The sequence below is a fragment of the Mitsuaria sp. RG genome (assembly GCF_028369275.1).
GTDB classification, from domain to species: Bacteria; Pseudomonadota; Gammaproteobacteria; order Pseudomonadales; family Pseudomonadaceae; genus Aquipseudomonas; species Aquipseudomonas peradeniyensis.
In genome coordinates this window covers 1-22269 of record NZ_JAQMYQ010000039.1, presented here as the reverse complement: position 1 = coordinate 22269, position 22269 = coordinate 1, and the positions used below count along the sequence as shown (strand labels likewise).

General features: G+C 65.6%; 25 protein-coding genes. 7 read left to right on the top strand and 18 right to left on the bottom strand.

What is annotated here, in order from left to right; translation table 11 throughout:
• Positions 1–49: 49 nt before the first annotated feature.
• From POF53_RS19575 to pvdM, 5 genes are all read right to left on the bottom strand, one after another.
• Positions 50–1405: an MFS transporter gene (locus POF53_RS19575; RefSeq protein ID WP_050705309.1), complete on the bottom strand. Its 1356-nt coding sequence runs from the start codon at positions 1403–1405 to the stop codon at positions 50–52.
• Positions 1406–1507: 102 nt separating this feature from the next.
• Complete coding sequence (gene kdgD, locus POF53_RS19570) at positions 1508–2419, bottom strand: 5-dehydro-4-deoxyglucarate dehydratase (protein WP_203646947.1); 912 nt, start codon at positions 2417–2419, stop codon at positions 1508–1510.
• Between the two features lie 447 nt (positions 2420–2866).
• On the bottom strand, positions 2867–3676 hold the full coding sequence (locus POF53_RS19565; protein WP_203646946.1) for a gamma-glutamyl-gamma-aminobutyrate hydrolase family protein: 810 nt from the start codon (positions 3674–3676) through the stop codon (positions 2867–2869).
• Between the two features lie 431 nt (positions 3677–4107).
• A complete protein-coding gene (gene pvdN, locus POF53_RS19560) occupies positions 4108–5388 on the bottom strand; it encodes a pyoverdine-tailoring periplasmic protein PvdN (protein ID WP_254465118.1) in 1281 nt (426 codons plus the stop codon).
• Complete coding sequence (pvdM, locus tag POF53_RS19555; RefSeq protein WP_203646944.1) at positions 5381–6751, bottom strand: dipeptidase; 1371 nt, start codon at positions 6749–6751, stop codon at positions 5381–5383. Before pvdM ends, pvdN begins: the two co-directional genes overlap by 8 nt.
• A gap of 182 nt (positions 6752–6933) precedes the next feature.
• Between pvdM and POF53_RS19550 the strand changes: the two genes are divergently transcribed.
• Positions 6934–7359 (top strand): hypothetical protein, encoded by a 426-nt coding sequence (locus POF53_RS19550; RefSeq protein ID WP_232855340.1) that lies wholly within the window; start codon positions 6934–6936, stop codon positions 7357–7359.
• A 62-nt stretch (positions 7360–7421) separates the two neighbouring features.
• Here the strand turns inward: POF53_RS19550 and pbpG are convergent, their stop codons facing one another.
• Entirely contained in the window at positions 7422–8348 is a 927-nt protein-coding gene (gene pbpG / locus POF53_RS19545) for a D-alanyl-D-alanine endopeptidase (RefSeq protein ID WP_203646942.1), read from the bottom strand.
• Between the two features lie 185 nt (positions 8349–8533).
• Between pbpG and POF53_RS19540 the strand changes: the two genes are divergently transcribed.
• Positions 8534–8959, top strand: coding sequence for a GNAT family N-acetyltransferase (locus POF53_RS19540; RefSeq protein ID WP_203646940.1), 426 nt, complete (start codon positions 8534–8536; stop codon positions 8957–8959).
• A 67-nt stretch (positions 8960–9026) separates the two neighbouring features.
• Here the strand turns inward: POF53_RS19540 and POF53_RS19535 are convergent, their stop codons facing one another.
• Positions 9027–9842, bottom strand: coding sequence for a protein phosphatase 2C domain-containing protein (locus POF53_RS19535; RefSeq protein WP_232855339.1), 816 nt, complete (start codon positions 9840–9842; stop codon positions 9027–9029).
• Between the two features lie 60 nt (positions 9843–9902).
• Entirely contained in the window at positions 9903–10517 is a 615-nt protein-coding gene (locus POF53_RS19530) for a hypothetical protein (RefSeq protein WP_232855338.1), read from the bottom strand.
• A 549-nt stretch (positions 10518–11066) separates the two neighbouring features.
• Between POF53_RS19530 and POF53_RS19525 the strand changes: the two genes are divergently transcribed.
• The 3 genes from POF53_RS19525 to POF53_RS19515 all read left to right on the top strand — a co-directional run bounded on the left by POF53_RS19525 (position 11067) and on the right by POF53_RS19515 (position 12315).
• Complete coding sequence (locus POF53_RS19525) at positions 11067–11438, top strand: VOC family protein (protein ID WP_203646931.1); 372 nt, start codon at positions 11067–11069, stop codon at positions 11436–11438.
• Positions 11435–11749, top strand: a complete 315-nt coding sequence (locus tag POF53_RS19520; RefSeq protein WP_274235421.1) for a DUF2388 domain-containing protein — start codon at positions 11435–11437, stop codon at positions 11747–11749. The genes POF53_RS19525 and POF53_RS19520 overlap by 4 nt, the downstream gene beginning before the upstream one ends.
• Positions 11750–11835: 86 nt before the next feature.
• Entirely contained in the window at positions 11836–12315 is a 480-nt protein-coding gene (locus POF53_RS19515; protein ID WP_232855334.1) for a VOC family protein, read from the top strand.
• 12 nt (positions 12316–12327) lie between these two features.
• On the opposite strand, the gene POF53_RS19510 is transcribed toward POF53_RS19515, so the two are convergent.
• Positions 12328–13014: a GNAT family N-acetyltransferase gene (locus tag POF53_RS19510; RefSeq protein WP_232855332.1), complete on the bottom strand. Its 687-nt coding sequence runs from the start codon at positions 13012–13014 to the stop codon at positions 12328–12330.
• A gap of 59 nt (positions 13015–13073) precedes the next feature.
• A complete protein-coding gene (gene argC, locus POF53_RS19505) occupies positions 13074–14003 on the bottom strand; it encodes an N-acetyl-gamma-glutamyl-phosphate reductase (RefSeq protein ID WP_203646928.1) in 930 nt (309 codons plus the stop codon).
• Between the two features lie 275 nt (positions 14004–14278).
• Here argC and POF53_RS19500 point away from each other — a divergent pair, with 275 nt between their 5' ends.
• Complete coding sequence (locus tag POF53_RS19500) at positions 14279–15160, top strand: LysR family transcriptional regulator (protein WP_203646926.1); 882 nt, start codon at positions 14279–14281, stop codon at positions 15158–15160.
• A 43-nt stretch (positions 15161–15203) separates the two neighbouring features.
• Here POF53_RS19500 and POF53_RS19495 read toward each other — a convergent pair whose 3' ends face one another.
• From POF53_RS19495 to POF53_RS19470, 6 genes are all read right to left on the bottom strand, one after another.
• Positions 15204–15986 (bottom strand): amino acid ABC transporter ATP-binding protein, encoded by a 783-nt coding sequence (locus tag POF53_RS19495; RefSeq protein WP_096047910.1) that lies wholly within the window; start codon positions 15984–15986, stop codon positions 15204–15206.
• 23 nt (positions 15987–16009) lie between these two features.
• Complete coding sequence (locus POF53_RS19490) at positions 16010–17254, bottom strand: NAD(P)/FAD-dependent oxidoreductase (protein WP_498969055.1); 1245 nt, start codon at positions 17252–17254, stop codon at positions 16010–16012.
• 16 nt (positions 17255–17270) lie between these two features.
• Complete coding sequence (locus POF53_RS19485; RefSeq protein ID WP_203646925.1) at positions 17271–17981, bottom strand: ABC transporter permease; 711 nt, start codon at positions 17979–17981, stop codon at positions 17271–17273.
• Positions 17978–18697: an ABC transporter permease gene (locus POF53_RS19480; RefSeq protein ID WP_232855319.1), complete on the bottom strand. Its 720-nt coding sequence runs from the start codon at positions 18695–18697 to the stop codon at positions 17978–17980. Before POF53_RS19480 ends, POF53_RS19485 begins: the two co-directional genes overlap by 4 nt.
• A 104-nt stretch (positions 18698–18801) precedes the next feature.
• The gene (locus POF53_RS19475; protein WP_232855317.1) at positions 18802–19554 is read right to left on the bottom strand and encodes a transporter substrate-binding domain-containing protein; all 753 of its coding nucleotides are present in this window, start codon (positions 19552–19554) and stop codon (positions 18802–18804) included.
• A 26-nt stretch (positions 19555–19580) separates the two neighbouring features.
• On the bottom strand, positions 19581–20453 hold the full coding sequence (locus POF53_RS19470; protein ID WP_498969052.1) for a MurR/RpiR family transcriptional regulator: 873 nt from the start codon (positions 20451–20453) through the stop codon (positions 19581–19583).
• A 143-nt stretch (positions 20454–20596) separates the two neighbouring features.
• On the opposite strand from POF53_RS19470, the gene POF53_RS19465 reads away from it, so the two are divergent.
• Complete coding sequence (locus POF53_RS19465; RefSeq protein ID WP_232855313.1) at positions 20597–21622, top strand: Ldh family oxidoreductase; 1026 nt, start codon at positions 20597–20599, stop codon at positions 21620–21622.
• A gap of 36 nt (positions 21623–21658) precedes the next feature.
• Here POF53_RS19465 and POF53_RS19460 read toward each other — a convergent pair whose 3' ends face one another.
• A complete protein-coding gene (locus POF53_RS19460) occupies positions 21659–21907 on the bottom strand; it encodes a hypothetical protein (RefSeq protein ID WP_232855311.1) in 249 nt (82 codons plus the stop codon).
• 11 nt (positions 21908–21918) lie between these two features.
• On the bottom strand, positions 21919–22269 hold a 351-nt coding region (locus POF53_RS19455), incomplete at its 5' end, for a hypothetical protein (RefSeq protein ID WP_498969049.1).

The window sequence follows — 22269 nt, the reverse complement described above, 5'->3', positions numbered from 1 at the left end:
GCTTCTTGTACGCCAGCCTGCGCCCGGGCAGGGCGCAGGCGTGTTTCACTCAATGGCGCGAAGTGGCAAGTTCAGCGGTGGGTGCCGCTTCCTGCTTCGGGTCGTCCTTGAGCTCGATGCGCTTGATCGGACCGACGATCACCAGGTAGCTGAACACTGCCACCAGGGCGTTGGCGCCCACGTACACCAGGGCCCACTTGAACGAGCCGGTGGCGCTGATGATGTAGCCGATGACGATCGGCGTGGTGATCGAGGCGATGTTGCCGAAGGTGTTGAACAGCCCACCCGACAGCCCGGCGATCTGCTTGGGCGAGGTGTCGGCGACCACCGCCCAGCCCAGCGCGCCGATGCCCTTGCCGAAGAACGCCAGGGTCATGAAACCGACCACCATCCATTCGGCCTCGACGTAGTTGCAGAAGACCATGGTGGTCGACAGCAGCAGGCCGCAGACGATCGGCAGCTTGCGCGAGAAGGTCAGCGAGTTGCCGCGGCGCAGCAACCAGTCCGACAGCACGCCGCCGAGCACGCCGCCGATGAAGCCGCACACTGCCGGCAGCGAGGCGATGAAGCCGGCCTTGAGGATGGTCATGCCGCGTTCCTGCACCAGGTACACCGGGAACCAGGTGAGGAAGAAGTAGGTGATGGCGTTGATGCAGTACTGGCCCAGGTAGACGCCCAGCAGCATGCGGCTGGTCAGCAGTTGCTTGATGTAGCCCCATTTCGGGCCGTCGTTGCCGCGTTTCTGGTCCATGTCCACCAGGCCGCCGTTCTGTTCGATGTGCTCGAGCTCGGCGGCACCGATGCGCGGGTGCTGGCGCGGGTTGTAGATGGTCTTGAGCCACACCGCCGAGAACACGATGCCCAGCGCGCCCATCACCACGAACACATGTTCCCAGCCGAAGGTGAAGACGATCCAGCCCATGATCGGCGCGAACAGCGCGGTGGCGAAGTACTGCGCCGAGTTGAAGATCGCCGAGGCGGTGCCGCGCTCTTGCGTCGGGAACCAGGCCGCGACGATCCGGGCATTGCCGGGGAACGACGGCGCTTCGGCGAAGCCGACCAGAAAGCGCAGGGTGAACAGCGTGACCACCGCCCAGGCCACCGGCAGGCCGCCGACAAAGCCCTGCAGCAGGGTAAACAACGACCAGGTGAAGATGCTGAAGGCGTAGACGTTCTTCGAGCCGAAGCGGTCAAGCAGCCAGCCGCCGGGGATCTGCCCGGCCACGTAGGCCCAGCCGAAGGCGGAGAAGATGTAGCCGAGGGTGACCGCGTCGATGCCCAGGTCCTTCTGCAGGCTGGAGCCGGCGATGGCGATGGTGGCGCGGTCGGCGTAGTTGATGGTGGTCACCAGGAACAGCATCAACAGGATCAGGTAGCGCACATGCGTCTTTTTCGTCGCTTGCATGCTGGTTACTCCCACTCGTTATTTTTATACGGGGATCGGTTGTGGGCCGGAGCAGGGTGGCCCTGCTCCGGCGGCGGCATCGGCAGGCCGCAGGAAGTTCGCTTATTGCGGGCCCATCTTGTCCATCAGCGCGGCGAGCATCTCGTACTCCTGCGCGGTCAGGTCGGTCAGCGGCGTGCGCACGGGCCCGGCGTCGTAGCCGGCGATCTTCGCCCCGGCCTTGACGATGCTCACGGCGTAACCGGCCTTGCGGTTGCGGATGTCCAGGTACGGCAGGAAGAAGTCGTCGATCAGCCTGGCCACGGTGGCGTGATCGTCGCGGGCGATGGCGTGGTAGAAGTCCATCGCCGTCTTCGGCACGAAGTTGAACACCGCCGAGGAGTACACCGGCACACCCAGGGCCTTGTACGCCGCAGCATACACCTCGGCGGTAGGCAGGCCACCCAGGTAGCTGAAGCGATCACCCAGGCGGCGACGAATCGACACCATCAGCTCGATGTCGCCCAGGCCGTCCTTGTAGCCGATCAGGTTCGGGCAGCGTTCGGCCAGGCGTTCCAGCAGGTCGGCGTTCAGCCGGCAGACGTTGCGGTTGTATACCACCACGCCGATATTCACCGCCTTGCACACCGCCTCGACATGGGCGGCGACGCCGTCCTGGCTGGCTTCGGTGAGGTAGTGGGGCAGCAGCAGCAGGCCTTTGGCGCCGAGGCGCTCGGCCTCTTTGGCGTATTCGATGGCCTGGCGGGTCGAGCCGCCGACGCCGGCGAGGATCGGCACCGACGTGGCGCAGGTGTCGACGGCGGTCTTGATCACCTGGCTGTACTCGCTGGCGGCCAGGGAGAAGAACTCGCCGGTGCCGCCGGCGGCGAACAGGGCGCTGGCGCCGTAGGGGGCGAGCCATTCCAGGCGCTTGACGTAGCCGGCCGGGTTGAAGTCGCCGTGGGCGTCGAAGTCGGTGACGGGGAACGACAGCAGGCCGTGGGAGAGGATGGATTGCAGTTCTTGTGGGGTCATTGTTGTAGGCATCCTGTGGCGCTTGGAGGAGGGGAACCAAGGTGAGAGGTAAGTTATCGTACAACTGTAATCATGACTAGTCCCTCGCGATAGAAATTTTGAATCCATCCCGCCATGACAGCGCCAACCCCTGTAGGAGCGGCCTTGTGCCGCGAAAGGGCCGCACAGCGGCCCCGGAATTTCGGCGTTGAGCCACGATCGCCGGGGCCGCGTTGCGACCCTTTCGCGGCATAAGGCCGCTCCTACAGGGGAACGCGTAAACCCGAGAATTTGGCAGAGGAGTGTTGTCGTATGACTTGTGGAGGAGGAGAAAAAAAGATCGCGGAGACAGGCACAAGCCCGCCGCCCGCTTCCACGGGAAGTGTTCTGGGACCAGCAGAGGGTGACCGGGGAAACGGGGGCGGTATTGCACCGCCCCGCGATCAAAGCTAACGAAGCTTCAGTGGATCAGGCAGCCTGGTGGTGCTTGACCTGGGACTTGCGGACCTGGGCGCGGCAGGCGTCGCCGAAGGCCTGGAACATCTTGATCGAGTCGGGGTTCTTTGCCGCCTGCCACTCCGGGTGCCACTGCACCGCGAACAGGAAGGGCGACAGGCTCGGGGCGTGGATCGCCTCGACCAGGCCGTCTTCGGCATGGGCGATCGGCTCGATGCCGGCACCCAGGTTGCGCAGGCCCTGGCCGTGCAGCGAATTGACGCGGATCTCGTCGGTGCCCAGGGTATCGCGCAGCCAGCTGCCTGGCTTGATCTTCACGCTGTGCACCGCGGCGTACTGGACTTCGACCGGATCTTCCGGGTTTTCCCGGTGGTCGTTGAAGCCGGGCTCGGCGTAGACCTTCTGGTAGATGTCACCGCCCAGGGCCACGTTGATTTCCTGCATGCCGCGGCAGATGCCGAAGATCGGCAGGCCGCGCTTGATCGCGGCCTTGACCAGTGGCATGTCGAACAGGTCGCGGTCTTTGTCCTGGCCCTTGCCGGGGGTCTGGTTTTCCTGGCCGTAGAGGCTCGGGTCGATGTTGCTGCCGGCACCGGTCAGGTAGACGCCGTCGGCCATGTCCAGGTAGGTCTCGAGGTCTTCGACGCCACAGCAGGTGGGCACCAGGACCGGGACGCAACCGGCGAAATCGACCAGCGGGGTGATGTATTTGTGGGTCATGACCTGATAGTCATGGCCTTTGCGCTCTTGGCTGCCCATGGTCATCAGGACGACGGGTTTGCGCAGGGAGGGTTGCTTGTTGCCAATGTTGCTGTTGGACATATGTCACCTTGAGACAGGTCATGCCTGTCGTTGTTGTGCAGGCGCACGGCCGGGGCCTTCAGTGCTGCCTGGAGCCCCGAGCACTGCCGGCTCGCCTTGCAGGCGATGTCGGTCGGGGCCTGACTCCTAGCTTGCCAGAGCCGTTCGATATGTCAAACGAGTGGCGAGGCGCCCAGGCGCCGGTTTCCGGGGGATTGAGATGTTCAAGGCCTTGGCTGGCAAGGGTTTGGCGGGGGTTTAGGTCAATAATATTTAACGATGCAGTTGGCTCATTGCGCCGGTGCAATGATCGCTCGTGCACGTTGGTTTTTCGCCGACAAGCAGGCGTACGGCACAGTCCGGGCCGTGTCTGTCTGCAGGCATGCCTGCAAGGGAAGTTGGACTTGTCGGCGAAAGGGCCGCAGAGCGGCCCCATTACAGCAGGAGGCGTTTCAACCGATCTGCTTGCGCAGTAGCGCCATGGCCCGATCGATCTGTTGCTCGTCGTTGAGCAGGCTGGGCGCAAAGCGGATCACCGGCCCGACGTCGCGGTCCACGGCATCGACCATGACCTTGTTGGCGTTCAGGTAGGCCGCCACGGCATCGGGATCGCGGTCCTTGATGCGCAGGAAGGTGAAGCCGGCGGAGAACTCACGGCTGACCGGGGTCACCAGCTCGATGGCGCGGTGCTCGGCCAGGCGTGCCTTGAGGTAGTCGTTGAGCTGATGGATGCGCGCCTGGACGTCGGCCTTGCCCAGGGCCAGGTGCAGCTTGAAGGCCTCGCCCAGCGCCCAGCGGTGCTCGAAGGCGTGGTAACCGCCCGGGGTCATGATGGTGCCGAAGTCCTCGTTGCGCGAGAAGGTGGCGAAGGTCGGTGTCAGGTGCTGCATCTGCTCCGACGCCGCGCATATGATCCCCGTGCCCCGGGGGCCGAACATCCATTTGTGGGTGCCGGCGATGAACCAGTCGCAGTTGAAGTCGGCGAAGCGCACGTTTTCCACGCCGAAGCCGTGTACGCCATCGACCACGTAGAGAATGCGCTCGGCCTCGTCGCGGTTGCGGTTGTGCTGGCGTACCAGTTCGCCGATGGCGCCCACCGGCAGCTTGACGCCGCTGCCCGAGTGCACCCAGGTCATGCCCAGCACCCGGGTCTCGGGGCGGATGCTGCGGTCGATCAGGCTCAGGACCCGATCAGTGGAGACCTCGCCGGGTTTGTCGAACAGGCGCAGCTTGCGCACCTGGGTGCCGTGCTGGCGCTGGCGGAATGCCAGGCAATTGTGGGTCGAGTAGTGCTCGTGTTCGGTGGTGAGGATTTCCTGGTGCGGCGCCACATGCAGGCCGCCGTAGATCATGCCCAGGCCCTCGGTGGTGCTGCCGGTCAGGGCAACCTGGCGCGGACGCACATCCAGGTAGCGGCCCGCCCATTCGCGGACCTCGTCCTCGCGTTGCCATTCGTACTGGCTTTCCCAGTCCATGCACAGGGCCGGGTTGCGGTCGAGGGTGGCGCGGTGGCGGTCGATCGCTTCCTGCACCGGGCGCGGGTGGGCGGTAATCAGGAAATTGGCGAAGTGCGCGACATCGGGGGCCAGGGGGAACAGTTGGCGCAGTTGGCGCCATTTGTCCGGGCCTTGCAGTGTCGGGGCTGCCGGCTCGGCGGCCAGGGCACCGGGCAGCAAGGGCAGGCTGGCGGCCAGGGCGGCGGCCTGCTTGAGGAAGGCGCGCCGGTCAGTCATGGCGAGCTTCCCGGTTGTTGTCGAGCAGGGCCACCGGGTTGGCGGCTTTCTGCACTTGCCCCCACACACGCAGGAAGTTGCCCGCCCAGAGTTTGGCGATATCGGTTTCGGAATAGCCGCGGGTCAGCAGCTCGGCGGTGACGTTACGGATCTCGCCGACGTTCATGAAGCCGGTGACGCCGCCGCCATCGTTGAAGTCGGAGCTGATGCCGACATGGTCGATACCCATCTTCTTCACGGCGTAGTCGATGGCATCGACGTATTCCTTGAGGCCGGCACGGGGCTCTTCGTCGACGATGGCGTAAAGGCTGCTGGCGTATTCGCCGAAGCGCGCCTCGGGCCAGATGGCGATGATCGGGTCGCCTGGCATCAGCGCGTTGGTCAGGCCTTGCAGCGGTTGCAGGTCGAAGCGCGCGCGCAGGGCCTCGAGTTTTTCCAGGGTCGGCTTGCTCAGCGGCTTGAGGTAGGTGGTGAAGGCCACGACCTGGAGCACGCCGCCGCTGTCCTTGATCAGTTGCATCTCCTTGTCGGAGAGGTTGCGCGGGATGTCCACCAGCGCCCGCGGCGCCGAGTGCGAGGCGACGAACGGGGCGCGACTCAGGCGGGCCACGTCTTCCAGGGCCAGGGTGGACATCTGTGAGACGTCGATGATCACGCCCAGGTCGTTGAGCCGCTTGACCGCCTGCTCGCCCAGTGGCGACAGGCCGCCGAAGGCGTCGGGGGTGTCGTTGAAGAACGGCAGCGGGCGCGAGGAGTCGGCCCAGGCGTTGTTGCCGGTGTAGCTGAAGCCGAACATGCGCATGCCGCGCTTGCTCCACAGGTCGAGCTGCGACAGGTCGTTGCCCAGCGGGTAGGCGTTGAGCATGCTGATGAAGATGGCGAACTTGCCTTCGCCGTTCAGGCGGCGGAAGTCCTCGGGGGTGTAGGCGATGCCGACCTGGTTGGGGAAGTCGCGCACGATCCCGCTGATGATCTTGTAGCGCACTTCCTGCTGGTTGCGGGCCTCGTCGACGAAGCCCGGGGTCGGACGGTGCGGTGCGTTCGGGCCGTTCCACAGCTCGGGCCAGCCGAAGACGGTCAGCGCCGCGCCCGACAACCGGCCCTTGGCCGCCTTGGCCAGGTCGAACTGACCACGGCCGTCCTTGTCAGCCTCGTAGCCGTCGCTGCCGTAGCCCAGCGGCACGGTGACATGGCTGTCGAAGGAGAGCATGTGTTCGTGCAGTTCATTGGCCTGCTGCACGATGGCGCGGGGATAGCCGCTGTCCTGCTTCCAGAAGTAATAGCCGGCGGCGCCACCCAGGGCGGCCACCAGGGCCAGGGGCAGGCCGATGTACAAGGCTTTGCGGGAACGGGTCTTGGTCATTGCCATCTCGTTGCGGGGCTGATCGGGTCGGCCTGTCGGGTCGCCAGGGGCGCCAGGGCATGGCTCGGGTATGTGGTGGACGAATGACGAGGGGGTAAATTTATCGGCGTAAAGCCATCAAGTCTGCCGTGGCGCGGCCGATAGCGCTGGTATTGAAAGGACCCACCACGGAGGATTAGGGAATGGTAGGTATCAACAGTGCGACGATGGGCGTGATCACCAGTGTGGCCAACGCCCAGCCCGCAGAAAAGAAAGAAAAGCCGTTGACGAGCGTCGCGGTGGACCTGTCGGGTGAAACCACCCCGGGCAAGGCCGAGGAGGCCAAGCAGGCCGAGGGCGGTGAGGGCAGCGGCGAGCCGGGGCACATTACCCAGCTGCGCGACATGATCAAGCAATTGCAGAAGCAGCTTGCCGAAGAGCAGAAGCAACTGGCGATGATTGCCGAGCAAGAGATGGACGAAACCTCCAAGCTGGCCATGATCACCGCCAAACAGGCGAGCATCGCCACCCTGAGCGGGCAGATCCTGGCCGCCACGCAACAGTTGCTCGAAGCGTTGACCAAGACTGGCGGCAGCAGCGCCGGTGGCATGATCGCCACCCAGGCCTGAGACCCATACCGGTAAAGCAAGACGCCCCGCATCATGCGGGGCGTCGTCGTTTCAGCGGTGTGTCAGTCCTGCGCCAGGCGCGCGCGGCTCTGGCGCTCGCTCTTGTACTGCATGGCCACCGCCGGCGCCGGCTTGGCGCTGCCGGTCTCCAGCCACTGGCGCATGCGGCTGGCATCGGCGAAGTGGGTGTACTTGCCGTAGGCGTCGAGAATCACCATGGCCACCGGACGGTTGTCCATCTTCGTCAGCAGCACCAGGCAATGCCCCGCTTCGTTGGTGAAGCCGGTCTTGGTCAGGGCGATGTCCCAGTTGCTCTTGTTCACCAGGTGGTCGGTGTTGCGAAAGCCCAGGGTGTAGTTGGGCTTGCGGAACGCCACGGTCTTCTCGCGGGTGGTCGACAGCTCGCTGAGCAGCGGATACTTGCGCGAGGCCATCAACAACTTGGCGAGGTCGTGGGCGGTGGACACGTTCAGGGTCGACAGGCCGGTCGGCTCGACGTAGCGGGTGCGGCTCATGCCAAGGCTGCGGGCCTTGGCGTTCATCGCCTTGATGAAGGCGCCATAGCCACCGGGGTAGTGGTTGGCCAGGGTGTTGGCCGCGCGGTTTTCCGACGACATCAGGGTGATCAGCAACGTCTCGCGACGGTTCAGCTCACTGCCCAGGCGTACCCGCGAGTACACGCCCTTCATCTCCGGGTTGTTGGCGATGGTCATGCCGAGCATTTCGTCCATGGGCAGCTTGGCGTCGAGCACGACCATCGCGGTCATCAGCTTGGTGACCGAGGCGATGGGGCGCACGCGATCGGCGTGGCTGGCATACAGCTCCTTGTTGGTGTTGAGGTCGATCAACAGGGCGCTGCCAGAGGCCAGGTGCAGCTTGCTTGGGTCACGCTGGACCTGGGCCGGGGGTTGTGCAGCAGCGGTCGACGGTAGGGTCGCGGTACCTGTGAGCAACAGCAGCAGGCTGAGGATGGACAGGGAAGTTTTCACGTTGAGGCTCACTAAATGTTGGTATGTCGTTGGCTGTGCAAGGGTTTCCCCCCAAAAAACCGTTGCATTCTGGAGTATGGTCGAACCGCTGTCGAATGCCTTATATCTAAAGGGCGCAACGTGAAGTAAATTTAATCCGGCGTGCTTTGCGCCGCCTCCCTACGTGGTCAACCGGACGACCTGCCATGACGCTCACGATCGATTTCACCGACCAGGCCACCGGCCTGCATCACGATGCGATTCTCAAGCCCCTGCGCGCCTTCAACGACAGCGTGATCGGTTCGCCCGGCGCGGCCACCGTCGCCTGGACGCTGCGCGATCCCGACGATGATGAGGTCGTTGGCGGGCTCTACGCCAGGCTCGGAGGGGGTTGGTTGTTCGTCGAGCTGCTGGTGGTGCCCGAGCGCATGCGCGGGCAGGGCAGCGGACGCGAGCTGATGGCCCAGGCCGAGGCGCTGGCGAGGGAGAAGGGGTGTTGCGGAATCTGGCTGGATACCTTCAGTTTTCAGGCGCCGGACTTCTACCGCAAGCTGGGGTTCGAGGTGTTCGGCGAGCTTGCCGACTTTCCGCCTGGGCATACCCGTTATTTCCTGCATAAACGGTTGGCGTAGCATCTCGCTCCTCACAGTCGGGGCTGCTTTGCAGCCCTTTCGCGGCACAAGGCCGCTCCTACAAGGGTCAACCCACCCGCAACCAGATCGCCGAGGCGTCGTCGCTCATCTTGAACCGCGGGTAGCGCAGGCATGCGGCATCGTCGTGCTCGATGCCGCGCAGTGTCCGTGCCAGGTCATCCAGGCCGTGGCTTTGCAGGCGCTCGATGAAACCTGCCGGGTCATAGGCCCGGTAGGTATCGAACAGCGCCGCGAAGCCATCGCTCATCAGCAGCACATCGTCACCCACGGCGACTGGCGCTCGGCTGTAGAAGGTGCCCTCACGGGACAGCTCGGCATCGACGCCGAGCACGGCCCGGGGCCGTTCGCGGGCGCTGCGGCGGTCGGCCAGCACCGCCGGGGTGCGCACGCCGTGGGCGCCGGTGCCGGGGCCGAGTGCGGCGGCTTCGGCTTGCTCGACCTCGCGATCGGGCTCGGGGGTGAGGAAGCGGATGCCTTGCGCGCTGCGATGCAGCACCACGCAGTCGGCCAGGTGCGCGCAGACCAGTTCTTCACCCTCGATGGCCACTGCGGCAAAGGCGGCGCGCGGCAGTTCCCAGGTGGCCAGGGGCTCGCGCCGGCGATCCTGCCGGTAGGCCTGGGCAATAGTATCGAAAACTGTCTCGCAGACCTGTCGCAGTGGCCCCGAGGCCGTGGCGAAGGCGCGCTGGGCCGTGGCCGAGAGCCACGCCGCGCCGCCGCGCTCGCCGAGCAGGCCGGGGGCGCCGAGGTCGGTGGCGCCGTCGATGACCCAGGCGTGGCAGTCGGCGTTGCCGATACGGTCGTCATTGGGCACATCGGGCTTGCCAGCCAGGCACAAGCTCTGGATCAGGTCGAAATGCATGTCGGGCTCCAGGTCGGTGGGATCACCGACCTTGAGCCCTGCGCCGTCGCGAGTCAAATTTCACGGTCTGGGCGTGCGGTCCCAGCAATGACTGTCCAGGTCGCAGACGCCGAATTGCCGGTCCATCAGCGCCATGCGTCGCAGGTGGGCGTCGAGGATGTCGCGGCCTACTTCGCTGTCGATGATATAGCGGCTGTAGCGCTCGATCAGGCGTTGCTTCCAGGCATCGCGGGTAGCCGCGTCCAGGGTGTCGGGCGCAATGGCCAGGCGTTGCAGGGTGGTGTCGTCGACGCGCTTGAGCTGGTCGCTGAAGGTGGCGATGTAACGGGCGCGCTGTGCTTCCTTGTGACGGGAGGCTTCGGCATCGAAAGTATCGAGATTGCGTTGCCATTGCGCCCAGTAGGCATCCGGCAACTTCAGGTCGCGTTTCTGGCGCAATGCGTCGACGATCTGCGCGTTGCTCTGGCGCGGTGGTGGCTGTCGGTCCTGGCTGGCCAGTGGGTCCTGGGCCAGGATCTGTGTGATCCAGGCCGTGCGGGCTTCGCTATCCGGTTGAATCGGACCGAGCGGCGCTGAGTCGGTGGCGTTCGAGCGTGGCAGGCCATTGCAGCCGGTGAGTGACAGCAACAGCAACAGCGACAGAGCCAGCAGGGCTGGCAGGTTGTGGCGCAACATGAATCTTCCTTGAGTAACTGCACAATCGTGCATCCGATCGGATGCACGAGGGGTATCGGCTCTTGCCTGGCCGACTTGAGCGTTCAGCCGCGATGCTTGGCCAGGCGCATCAGTTTCGAGACCAGGCACTGTTCGCCGCAAATCTTTCAGCGTCTGTAAGATCGAGCGCCGCCCGCGCGGCGCATCGCGGGACAAGCCCGCTCCCACAGTTTGTTTCGGGCCAATTATGCCTGTGAAAGTACCGGCGCCTGCCTTGGTGCATGCCTTGAGTCATGTGGAGCAGCGTTAGCGACCACGCCAAAACCGCGTCGTACCAACAAGGCGGACCAGGTGATGGCACAGGAAAGACAGGCCCGAAACAAATGTGGGAGCGGGCTTGTCCCGCGATGCGCCGCGCGGGCGGCGCTCGATCTCACAGCCGCTGCAAGATTTGCGTAGGACACCTGGTAGCCCCGACGCAGTCAATGACCCACGAGCCAAAGACCTTGAAGGGGCTGAGGTTTGCGGCGATGATCCGCCGCAACCCGTTCACCGACGAGGAGGGTCCGCATGCCTGTTGCCCCGCTTTTGCGCTGCACCGACCTTGACGCCACCCGCCGTCATTACCGCGATGTGCTGCAATTTACCGTCGCCGACACCGCGCAATCGACCCTTACCGTCCAGTTGCACGACTGCCGCCTGCTGTTCACCGAGGACGACCTGTGGCGGCTGCCGCCGGGGTGTGCCGGGACCTTCTATCTGGTGGTCGAGGATGTCGACGGCTATTACGCACAAGTTCGCGAGCTGGCGGATATCGCCTGGCCGTTGCACGACACGGAGTATGGTTCGCGGGAGTTCGGCGTGCGTGATTGCAATGGCTATTACCTGGCCTTCAGCCAGCGGCACGCCGACGTCGCGCAAGCCGCACGGGTTGCCTCGTGATCCTGCGCGGCCGAGCATTGCTGGCGATGTTGCTGCTTGCCGGCCCGGCCTTGGCCATGGACGGCAAGGGCAACTCGAGCGACCACTTCACCGTCGGCTCGAGCCTCGCCACCGCAGCGGTGAGCGGCTCCACCAGCCATCCGACGCGTACCTACCAGGCCGCCCGCGACGATGCGTTGCTGTTCATCGCCAGCGACGGGCGCCTGCGCGGCGCACGGCTGGAGCAGGCCTTGGACGAGTACCGCCAGCTGCATCCGGTGAGCGCGCTGAGCGATCGTGAGCTGGCCCAGGCGTTCGCCTGCCAGGGCTGATGGCTTGAGCCGCTGATCGGTCCGCCCTGGCATGCCAGGACAGGCGGCTAGACTCGTGGGCAACGAGTCCCGCCAGGAGTCCGATCATGACCGCCAAGAACAGCATTTGCCTGTGGTACGACAGCGACGCCGAGGTGGCGGCGAACTTCTACGCCAGCACCTTCCCCGACAGCCGGGTGACCGCCGTGCACAAGGCGCCCGCCGACTACCCCTCGGGCAAGGCGGGCGATGTGATCACGGTGGAGTTCACCGTGATGGGCATCCCGTGCATCGGTCTCAATGGCGGCCAGGCGTTCAGCCACAGCGAGGCCTTTTCGTTCCAGGTGGCGACCGACAGCCAGGAGGAAACGGATCGCTACTGGGACGCCATCGTCGGCAACGGTGGCAGCGAGAGCGTGTGCGGCTGGTGCAAGGACAGGTGGGGGCTGTCCTGGCAGATCAGTCCGCGGGTATTGACCCAGGCGGTGGCCAGCCCCGATCGCGCCCTGGCGAAGCGGGCGTTCGAGGCGATGCTGCAGATGGGCAAGATCGACATTGCCACGATCGAGAAGGCCATCAAGGGCTGAAGGCGAGGCGCCTCAATGTACGGTCTTGCGTTCCCTGACGCACGCCCGTGCCTGTTCCGTCAGGACGTCCAGCCGCTCGTCGCGCAGGCGCTCGGCATCCATCATCGCCGCCTCACCCTGTTGCTTGAGCAGGTAGGCGTGGATCTGCCGGACTTCGACGGTCTGGTAGATCGGCGCGATGTCCAGCCGCCCGATCAGCGCGCCGCTGGCCTGCCCGGTACTGCTCATCAACACCTGTGGGCCGGTACAGGCGACCACCTGCAGGCCCATGTTCTCGAACCATGGCACCTGCTGGGCGAAAGTGCTCAGCTCGACGCAGGCATAGCGTTCACGCACTGCGTCCAGCAGGCCACGGGCGATGCCCTGACGGCGGTGGCTGGGCGTCACTGCAAGGTAGGCCAGGGCGCAGGCCTGCGGGTTGTCCTGGGCCGGCAGTACCAGGGCGAAGCCGAGCAACTGGTCCGGTGCCTCGGCATCCAGGGCCAGGGTCAGCTCGACGGCCAGGCCGCGGGTGCCGTCCAGGGCAATCAGGTACTGGTGCACCTCCAGGCCGACACCGTACTGGTACAGCGGGTAGAGTGGGTTGTCCGGGCTGATGGCGACGCTGCTGAGCTGGCCGACATGGTCGATCACCAGCTGGCGGATCTGGTTCTGGAAGGATTCGGGCGGCACGCCATCAAGGCGGCGGAGGATGAACATCGCGGGTCGGGCTCCGGCAGGATTGAAACACCCGCCCCGGAACGAGGCGGGTGATCATTCTAGCGCAGCCCGGCCAGCATGAGGTCGAGGTTCTGCACCGCGGCGCCCGAGGCGCCCTTGCCCAGGTTGTCGAACACCGCAGTCAGCAATACCTGGCCATGCTCGGGGTTGGCATACACGGCCAGGCGCAAGTCGTTGCTGTCGTTCAGCGCCTGCGGGTCCAGCGCCTGAGCTGGGCCGTGCTGGTGCAGAGGCATCACCTGCACATGGCGGGCACCCTGGTAATGCCGCTCCAGGCAGGCTTGCAGCTGCTCGGCGCTGACCCCGGGCAGCAGGCGCAGTTGCAGCGGGATGCTCAGCACGATGCCCTGGCGGTAGTCGCCGTAACCCGGCACGAACACCGGCCGCGCGCTCAGCCCCGCATGCTGCTGGATCTCTGGCACATGCTTGTGGGCGAGCTCCAGGCCGTATAGCTGGAGTGTCGGCAGGTAGGCGTCGCTGCGCTGCTCATGCCGCTCGACGGCGGCCCGGCCGCCACCGGAGTAGCCTGAGATGGCATGGATGCTCAGCGGATAGTCAGCCGGCAGCAAGCCTGCCTTGACCAGCGGATGCAGCAGGGCGATCGCGCCGGTGGGGTAGCAGCCGGGGTTGCTTACCCGGGTGGCCCGGGCAATGCGTTCGGCCTGTTGTTCGTTCAGTTCCGGCAGGCCATAGATCCAGCCGGGCGTGGTGCGGTGCGCGGAGCTTGCGTCGATCACCCGCACCGCCGGGTTGTGCAGGGTGGCCACGGCCTCGCGGGCGGCGTCGTCGGGCAGGCAGAGCACGGCGATATCGGCGCTGTTGATCGCCTCGCTGCGCCGCGCCGGGTCCTTGCGCTCGGCTTCGGGCAGGGTGAGCAGGCGCAGGTCCTGGCGGCCGTGCAGGCGGGCATGGATCTGCAGGCCGGTGGTGCCTTGGTCGCCGTCGATGAAGACGAGGGGCTGGTGCATGTCGGTGTTCCAGTGAAGAGAAGGAATGGCGTTATCCTCGTCGTTCGCTGGACGAAAGAAAATTTGAATATCATGATTGCCATGTTCAGTAATCCTGAATCTAAATCGCATGCCCCTGTAGGAGCGGCCTCGTGCCGCGAAAGGGCTGCGAAGCAGCCCCAGGGTTGCCCGTTTGGCGCGAAAGTGCCGGGGCTGCTGTGCAGCCCTTTCGCGGCACAAGGCCGCTCCTACCTGAGATGTGCCAGCCGCTATTACTTCATCCGTGCCGAGACCCCATGCGAGAAATCAGCCTCGACCGCCTGCGCACCCTGGTGGTGATTGCCGACCGTGCCTCCTTTGCCGATGCCGCCCGTCAGCTCAACCTGGCGCCTCCGACCATCAGCCTGCACGTGGCCGAGCTGGAGGCACGCATTGGTGCGCCCTTGCTCACCCGCACCCGCGGCCAGGTGCGCCCCACGGCCATTGGCGAGACCTTGCTGACCCGCGCCCGGCGCCTGCTGGCCGACGCCGACCAGGCCCTGGACGAAGTGCGCCGCCAGGTGCAGGGCCTGACCGGGCGGGTGCGCCTGGGCGCTTCGACTGGCGCCATCGCCCACCTGTTGCCCCAGGCCCTGGAAACACTGCGGGTGGACCATCCGGGAGTCGACGTGCAGGTTCAGGTGCTCACTTCACAGGCCTCCCTGGCGCGACTGCGCGAGGGCACCCTGGACATCGGCCTGGTGGCGCTGCCGCAGGTGGCGGGCAAAGGGGTGAGGATCACACCGTGGCGGCGTGACCCGATCATGGCCTATGTTCCCGCCGACTGGCAGCCGCCTGCCCGGGTCACGCCGGCCTGGCTCGCGGCCCGGGCGCTGATCCTCAACGACAGCTCCACGCAGTTGTCGCGGGTGACCTCGGAGTGGTTTGCCGCGGCGGGGCTGTACCCCGAGCCGCGGATCGAGCTGAACTACAACGATGCGATCAAGAGCCTGGTGGCGGCGGGCTACGGCGCCACCTTGCTGCCGCAGGAAGGGGAGGTGCAGCAGTCGCCGCCGCGCATCGCCCGGCGGCCGTTGCGACCGGGGATGTGGCGCCAACTGGGGATCGCCTGTCGCGAGGGGCAGGTGGAGCGGGCGACGGAACATGTACTGGAGGCGTTGGGGCGGCTGCGTCAATGAAAAATGGCAGTACAGGCTGTCACTTGCCATTCACTGGAGAATGCTAGTGCAGGATCTGCTTGAGAAACGCCTGTGCCCGCGCCGTGCGCGGCTGGCCGAAGAACACCTCGGGTGGGCTGTCCTCGATAATCTTTCCGCCCTCGAGGAACAGCACCCGCTCGGCCACCTGCCGGGCGAAGCCCATCTCGTGGGTGACGCACAGCATGGTCATGCCGGTGCCGGCCAACTGCACCAGCACATCCAGCACCTCGGCCACCATCTCCGGGTCGAGCGCCGAGGTCGGCTCGTCGAACAGCATGATCCTCGGTTTCATGCATAGCGCCCGGGCGATCGCCACCCGCTGCTGCTGGCCACCGGACAGCTGGCTGGGGTACTTGTGCGCCTGGCTCTCGATGCCGACCTTGCTCAAGTAGAAGCGCGCCCGTTCCTCGGCCTCCCGGCGCGACAGGCCGCGCACGCTCATCGGCGCCAGCAGGCAGTTGTCGAGCACGCTCATGTGCGGGAACAGGTTGAAGTGCTGGAACACCATGCCGATCTCGCTGCGCACCTGGTCGGCCTGGCGGCCTTTGCTGGCGAGGTCGGTGCCGGCCACGCGGATGCTGCCCTGCTGGGCGATTTCCAGGCGGTTGATGCAGCGGATCAGCGTCGACTTGCCCGAACCTGACGGGCCGCAGAGCACGATGCGCTCGCCCTCGCGCACCGACAGGTCGATATCGTGCAGCACATGGAAGGCGCCGTAGTGCTTGTTCAGGCCCTCGATGCGAATCAGCTCCGGGCGCGGATCGGGGGCAGGGTGCAGGCTGGCAAGGCTCAGGGGGGCGGTCATCTTGTTGTTCTCCCGCTCAAGGTTCAGTCGAAACGTGCGGCGCTGTAGGGCGCAGGGTCGGTGAAGGGGTGCTCGCCGGTCATCAATTCGGCCAGCAGGCGGCCGCTGACCGGGCCCAGGGTCAGGCCGTGGTGGGCATGGCCGAAGTTGAACCACAGGTGCTTGTGCAGGGGCGCCGGGCCGATCACCGGGCGCATGTCCGGCAGGCAGGGGCGGCGGCCCAGCCACGGCTTGTCGTCCAGGCGCTCGCCCAGGGCCGGGAACAGCTGGCGCGCCAGGGCCTCGCAGCGGCGCAGCTGGATCTCGTTGGCGGCGGCATCGCTTGCGGCGAATTCGATGCCGGTGGTCAGGCGCACGCCACGGGCCATCGGCGCCAGGACATAGCCGCCCTGGGTGTCGCAGATCGAGTGGCCCAGCTCGGCGCCGTCGCGGGTGGCGTAGTGCATGTGGTAGCCGCGCTTGATGCCCAGCGGAAAGCGGTAGCCCAGCCGCTCGTAGAGGTCGGCCGACTGCGGGCCGAGGCAGGCCACCACCTCGTCGGCCGTCACCGTCCCTCGACGGGTGTCCAGCTGCCAGCCGTCCTCGACCTGGCGCAGGCTGCGCGCGTCGCCATGGAGGAACTGCCCGCCGCGCTGGACGAACAGCGCCGCGTAGCCACGGGTCAGGCCGCCGGGGTTGCTCACTGTCTTCGGGTCGAGCCAGTGGATGCCGCCGATCACGCCACCGTCCAGTTGCTGTTCGCGGGCCTGCAGTTGTTCGCGTTCGAGGATCTCGTACTGCAGACCATAACGGGCCAGGCCCCGCAGGTCGCGCTTGGCCTGTTCGAACAGCGCACTGTCACGGTACACCTCGATCCAGCCCTTGGCCTGTACCAGTCCTTGCAGGCCGGCGGCCTCGATCAGCGCATCGTGTTCCTCGACGCTGCGCTGCACCAGCGGCAGCATGTCGGCGGCAGCCTTGGCCAGGCGGCCGGGGGCGGACTGGCGCCAGTAGCTGAGCAGCCAGGGCGCGGCCTTGGGCAGGTGGGTCAGGCTGTAGCGCACGTCGGGCTGGCGGTTCAGGCCGTAGCGCAGCAAGGCGCTCCATTGGCGCGGGAAGGCGTAGGGGATCACGCTGGAGCGCTCGATCAGCCCGGCGTTGCCATGGCTGGTGCCGCTGCCCGGTTCGTCGCGGTCGACGAGGATCACCTGGCGTCCGCGGGCCTGCAGGTGCAGGGCGGTGCTGACGCCGACGATGCCGGCGCCCAGGACGATGGTCTGGCAATGCATGAAAAGGTTCCTTCAATCAGTTCAGGTGGCGGCCCAGGCGGGCCTCCAGGTGTTTCAGGGTGCGCCGGACCACCTCGACGATCAGCAGGTAGAGCACCGCCGCCCACAGGTAGATCTGGAAGTCGAAGCTGCGCGAGAAGGCCAGCTTGGTCACCCCCATCAGGTCGTAGATGGTCACCAGCGAGGCGATGGCGCTGGCCTTGATCATCATGATCAGCTCGTTGCCCAACGGGCCGATGGCCACCAGCAGCGACTGCGGCAGCACCACCTTGAAGAAGGTGGTCGAGCGCTTGAGGTTGAGGGCCTTGGCCGCCTCGTACTGGCCCGGCGCGACGGCCATCAGGCTGGCGCGGAAGATCTCGGCCTGGTACGCGGCGGTGTTGAGGGTGAAGGCGAGCAGGGCGCAGTACCAGGCCTCGCGGAAGAACCACCACAGCCCCAGGTCCTGCCAGAAGCCCTTGAGCGAACCGAGCCCGTAGTACAGCAAAAACAGCTGGGCCAGCAGCGGCGAGCCGCGAAAGAAATACACGTAGCCCGCAGCCAGGCGTCGCAGAACGAGGTGCTGCGACATCCGCGCCAGGGCCAGGAGCATGCCCAGCAGCGCGCCGAGGGTGAAGGAGATCGCCACCAGCTTGGCGGTGACCAGCAGGCCATCGACGAAGCGCGCGCCGTAGCGCTCCAGCAGGTCGGGATCGAGCACGTAGGCCAGCAGTTGCTCCGGGCTCATGGGCGGGCTCCTTGCAAATGGCGGTTGCTGCGCCGCTCCAGCAGGGTGAAGACCCTGCCCGACAGCGCCGAGAACAGCAGGTAGACCAGGCAGGCGACGCCGTAGAACAGCATCGGCTCCTTGGTCACGCTGACCGCCAGGTTGGTCTGGCGCATCAGGTCGATCAGCGAGATGGTCGAGACCAGCGAGGTGTCCTTGAGCAGGCTCAGCCAGTTGTTCGACAGGCCCGGCAGGGCGATGCGCGTCAGTTGCGGCAACACCACCTTGAAGAATCCGGTGCGCTTGCTAAGGCCCAGGGCCGCGCAGGCTTCCAGTTGGCCCTTGGGCAGGGTCTTGAAGGCCATCAGCCAGATCTCGCTGGAAAACGCGGCGAACACCAGGCTGAAGGCGGCCATCGCGGCGAGGAAGGTGTTGATCAGCACCTCGCCCTGGTAGCCCAGCGCGGCGAGGATCTTCTGCGCGGCGATCTGGCAGCCGTAGTAGATGATCAGCAGGGTCAGCAATTCGGGCAGGCCGCGGAACACCGTGGAGAACGTGGTGGCCCAGGCCCGCGGCAGGCGTTTGCGCGAGCGCGCGGCGAGCGCCACCAGCAGGCCCAGCGGCAGGCCGATGGGCAGGCAGGCCAGGGCCAGCGACACGGTCACCAGAGCGCCGGCCAAGAGCGCCTGGCCCCAGCCGCCGCTGGCGAAGGAGAGCAGGGAGAGTTGATCGAGCATGGGTAACCCCCGGGATACAGACGACCCCGTGGGAGCGGGCTTGCCCCGCGATAGCACCTGGTTGACGCAGGACGCCATCGCGGGGCAAGCCCGCTCCCACGAGATTACTGGTAGATATCGAAGGCGAAGTATTTGCTCGCGATCTTCTGGTACGTGCCATTGGCCACGATCGCCGCCAGGGCCTCGTTCAGCCGCACGCGCAGGGCATCGTCATCCTTGCGCACGGCAATCGCCGCGTCGGCCTTGGTGCCGTCGACGTCGCCGAGGATCTTGCAGCAGTCCTTGCCATTCTTGTTCAGCCATTCGTGCAACGGGAACTTGTCGGCGATCACCCCGTCCAGGCGACCGGCGGCGAGGTCGGCATTGGCCTCGTCCAGGGTCGGGTACAGCTTCACGTCCGCGCCGGCCTTGCCGTACACGTCCTCGGCGTAGATCGCCTGGGTCGAGGCGGACTGGGCACCGACGGTGTAGCCCTTGAAGTCGGTCTGCGCGTCGCTGATCTTGCTGTCCTTGGCGACCGCCACGGTCAGCGGGGTGCGGTAGTAGCGGTCGGTGAAGGCGATCTTGCGGCGGCGCTCCTCGGTGTCGATCATCGAGGCCACCACGGCGTCGTACTTGCGCGCCATCAGCGCCGGGATGATGCCTTCCCAGTCCTGGGCCACCAGGGTGCACTCGACTTTCATCTGCTCGCACAAGGCATGGGTGATGTCGATGTCGAAGCCGTGCAATTTGTTGTCGGCATCGACGTAGTTGAACGGCGGGTAAGCGCCTTCAGTGGCAAAACGCAGGGTCTCGGCACTGGCGCCGGCCGCCAGCAGCAGGGCGCACGCACCCACCACAGCCATGGTTCCTTTCATCTCGCACCTCGGTAGTTGCACTCTTGCTATTGTTGTTTGCCCGCCGGCCACGAGGTGTAGCCGACGAACTCGTTATGTAGAGCGGCAGTTGCTTCCAAGCGTCTTTCAACATCCGGTCCGAGCTTCTTGCAGACCTCGTTGACCATCAGGTGCACCCACGACAGCATGGTCGCGGTGGATTCCCAGAACAGGTTGAATTCGGTGGGGATGCGGAACACCTCGTCGGCGTTGGCATCGGCCCAGTCACAGAAGGTGTCGGTGACCAGGGTCACCGGGATGCCCAGCGCGCGGGCCTTGTGGCACAGCTGCAGGGCGTGGCGGGAATAGCGGCGCGCCTCGAATACCACCAGTGCACAGTCCTGCGGGCGCCCCAGCAGCACCTCGGCGAAATGTCCGGCGCTGCCGTCGACCAGTTGCACGCCGTCGCGCAGGTATTGCAGCAGGTGGCTCATGCACATGGCCACGCCGCGTTCGGTCTGAAAGCCTGCGACGAACACCCGCGGTTTTTCCGCCAGGCGCCGGGCGACCTGCTGCCAGGCTTCGCCGCGGCTGTATTCGTGCACGCGCACCAGCGCGGCCATTTCCAGCTCCAGGCTGCCCGAGCGCTGGTCGTCCTCGGGTTGCTGGCGGAACTCCTGCAGGCGGTCGCCCACCAGCCAGGGGCCGTCGCCGAGGTCGTTCTGCAGGTCCTGCTTGAGCGCCTTGAGGTGCGCGTAGCCCAGCGAGCGGCAGAAGCGGCCGACGCTCGACTCGCTCACACCCAGCTTGGTGGCGATGCTGGCCGAGGTCTGGAACGGCAGTTCGTGGAGGTTGGCGAGCATGTAGCTGGCGATCTGGCGGCCCGAGGCGGCAGCGGTGTGCAGGCTGCTTTCCAGGCGTTGCTTGATCGATTGGCTCATGGTCGGTTCCGGTTGATTTCTGGCGTGGAGGCCAAAATGGCTGTTTTCTGTCATCAAGTCAATATTTGACAGATAGCTGTCATTGGCGGGAAAGTCTGTGCAGTTGCGCTGTAGCGAATCCAATTCCAAGAAAGGAGCTCCAGATGTCTTCACCTTCCACCGGCCCTGTCGTGCGCGTGCCTTTTACCGAGCTGCAGGCGTTGCTGCAGTCGATTTTCGAGCGTCATGGCTGCAGCGCGGCGGTGGCCGCCGTGCTCGCCCACAATTGCGCCAGTGCCCAGCGCGACGGTGCCCACAGCCATGGGGTGTTCCGTATTCCCGGTTATGTCTCGACCCTGGCCAGCGGCTGGGTTGATGGCCGCGCCGAGCCGTTGGTGACCGACCTGGCATCCGGCTATGTACGGGTCGATGCCAAGGGTGGTTTCGCCCAGCCGGCGCTGGCGGCGGCCCGGCCGCTGCTGGTGGAGAAGGCCCGGGCGGCCGGCATCGCGGTGCTGGCGATCCACAACTCGCACCATTTCGCCGCGCTGTGGCCGGATGTCGAGCCGTTCGCCGACGAAGGCCTGGTGGCCTTGAGCGTGGTCAACAGCATGACCTGCGTGGTGCCACACGGTGCGCGCAAGCCGCTGTTCGGCACCAACCCCATTGCTTTTGCCGCGCCTTGCGCCGGGCATGATCCGATCGTCTTCGACATGGCCACCAGCGCCATGGCCCATGGCGATGTGCAGATCGCCGCGCGGGCGGGCGAGCAGTTGCCGCCGGGCATGGGCGTGGATGCCGATGGCCAGCCGACCAGCGACCCCAAGGCGATTCTCGAGGGCGGCGCCTTGCTGCCGTTCGGCGGGCACAAGGGCTCGGCGCTGTCGATGATGGTCGAGCTGCTGGCGGCGGCGCTGACGGGAGGCAATTTCTCCTGGGAGTTCGACTGGTCCGGGCATCCGGGAGCCAAGACCCCCTGGACCGGGCAGTTGATCATCGTGATCGACCCGAGCAAGGCCGAGGGCGAGCGCTTTGCGCTGCGCAGCCGTGAACTGGTGGAACAGATGCAGGCAGTCGGGTTGACGCGGATGCCGGGCGAGCGGCGTTATCGCGAGCGTGAAGTGGCCGGGCGGGAAGGGGTGGCGTTGAGTGAGCGGGAGTGGGGGGAGTTGCAGGGGTTGGCGGGCTGAACTGGCCCCATCTGGATCGGGATGGGGTGCAGGTCCTCAATCCCGATCACGATCAAAAAAGTGCGAGCGATCAAACAGCAGGGTCGTGCCGAGCACGACGAAGAATAGTGCCCATTGCCCACCATCGAGCTTCATGAACTCGCGTTGTCCCAGCTGTGAACAGGTGCTGATGCCCGCCACCATGAAGACGATGTACAGGATTCTGCGAAGCAGTACTGACCTGCAAAGCCAGTCGAACAGAAGGATTGCGACCGGCAGATAGATCAGCAGGTAAAGCATGTTCATGAATGCCTCCTCTATCGGTTTCGCTCATACCAACTCGAGCGTTCGAACAGCAGAGGAAATCCGGCGAGTGAAAAGAACAGGCCCCATGCCCCTCCATCCCAGTAAAGAACCTCCTGGGCACCGAGTTGTGTGCAAGCGGTGATGCCTGTGATCTGGAAAACCAGGTAGAGCCACCTGCGCACCAGAATCGGCTTGCAGATCCAGTCGAGGAACCAGCCTGTCAGTGCAGTACATACAGCCAGGTAGATGTAAGGCATCGTATGGTCCTTGTCTTTGGACGCGCCCTTCAAGGCCTTTGGCGAGAAGGCAATTGATCGCGTGATGGCGGCCAAGGGTTTGGCGATGGTCTTGCACCGCTCTCG

Bases quoted from the DNA above. Each gene is read 5' to 3' on its own strand.
- POF53_RS19575 (WP_050705309.1), bottom strand. From the start codon at position 1,405: ATGCAAGCGACGAAAAAGACGCATGTGCGCTACCTGATCCTGTTGATG.
- kdgD (WP_203646947.1), bottom strand. From the start codon at position 2,419: ATGACCCCACAAGAACTGCAATCCATCCTCTCCCACGGCCTGCTGTCG.
- POF53_RS19565 (WP_203646946.1), bottom strand. From the start codon at position 3,676: ATGTCCAACAGCAACATTGGCAACAAGCAACCCTCCCTGCGCAAACCC.
- pvdN (WP_254465118.1), bottom strand. From the start codon at position 5,388: ATGACTGACCGGCGCGCCTTCCTCAAGCAGGCCGCCGCCCTGGCCGCC.
- pvdM (WP_203646944.1), bottom strand. From the start codon at position 6,751: ATGACCAAGACCCGTTCCCGCAAAGCCTTGTACATCGGCCTGCCCCTG.
- POF53_RS19550 (WP_232855340.1), top strand. From the start codon at position 6,934: ATGGTAGGTATCAACAGTGCGACGATGGGCGTGATCACCAGTGTGGCC.
- POF53_RS19540 (WP_203646940.1), top strand. From the start codon at position 8,534: ATGACGCTCACGATCGATTTCACCGACCAGGCCACCGGCCTGCATCAC.
- POF53_RS19535 (WP_232855339.1), bottom strand. From the start codon at position 9,842: ATGCATTTCGACCTGATCCAGAGCTTGTGCCTGGCTGGCAAGCCCGAT.
- POF53_RS19530 (WP_232855338.1), bottom strand. From the start codon at position 10,517: ATGTTGCGCCACAACCTGCCAGCCCTGCTGGCTCTGTCGCTGTTGCTG.
- POF53_RS19525 (WP_203646931.1), top strand. From the start codon at position 11,067: ATGCCTGTTGCCCCGCTTTTGCGCTGCACCGACCTTGACGCCACCCGC.
- POF53_RS19515 (WP_232855334.1), top strand. From the start codon at position 11,836: ATGACCGCCAAGAACAGCATTTGCCTGTGGTACGACAGCGACGCCGAG.
- POF53_RS19510 (WP_232855332.1), bottom strand. From the start codon at position 13,014: ATGTTCATCCTCCGCCGCCTTGATGGCGTGCCGCCCGAATCCTTCCAG.
- argC (WP_203646928.1), bottom strand. From the start codon at position 14,003: ATGCACCAGCCCCTCGTCTTCATCGACGGCGACCAAGGCACCACCGGC.
- POF53_RS19500 (WP_203646926.1), top strand. From the start codon at position 14,279: ATGCGAGAAATCAGCCTCGACCGCCTGCGCACCCTGGTGGTGATTGCC.
- POF53_RS19495 (WP_096047910.1), bottom strand. From the start codon at position 15,986: ATGACCGCCCCCCTGAGCCTTGCCAGCCTGCACCCTGCCCCCGATCCG.
- POF53_RS19490 (WP_498969055.1), bottom strand. From the start codon at position 17,254: ATGCATTGCCAGACCATCGTCCTGGGCGCCGGCATCGTCGGCGTCAGC.
- POF53_RS19485 (WP_203646925.1), bottom strand. From the start codon at position 17,981: ATGAGCCCGGAGCAACTGCTGGCCTACGTGCTCGATCCCGACCTGCTG.
- POF53_RS19480 (WP_232855319.1), bottom strand. From the start codon at position 18,697: ATGCTCGATCAACTCTCCCTGCTCTCCTTCGCCAGCGGCGGCTGGGGC.
- POF53_RS19475 (WP_232855317.1), bottom strand. From the start codon at position 19,554: ATGAAAGGAACCATGGCTGTGGTGGGTGCGTGCGCCCTGCTGCTGGCG.
- POF53_RS19470 (WP_498969052.1), bottom strand. From the start codon at position 20,453: ATGAGCCAATCGATCAAGCAACGCCTGGAAAGCAGCCTGCACACCGCT.
- POF53_RS19465 (WP_232855313.1), top strand. From the start codon at position 20,597: ATGTCTTCACCTTCCACCGGCCCTGTCGTGCGCGTGCCTTTTACCGAG.
- POF53_RS19460 (WP_232855311.1), bottom strand. From the start codon at position 21,907: ATGAACATGCTTTACCTGCTGATCTATCTGCCGGTCGCAATCCTTCTG.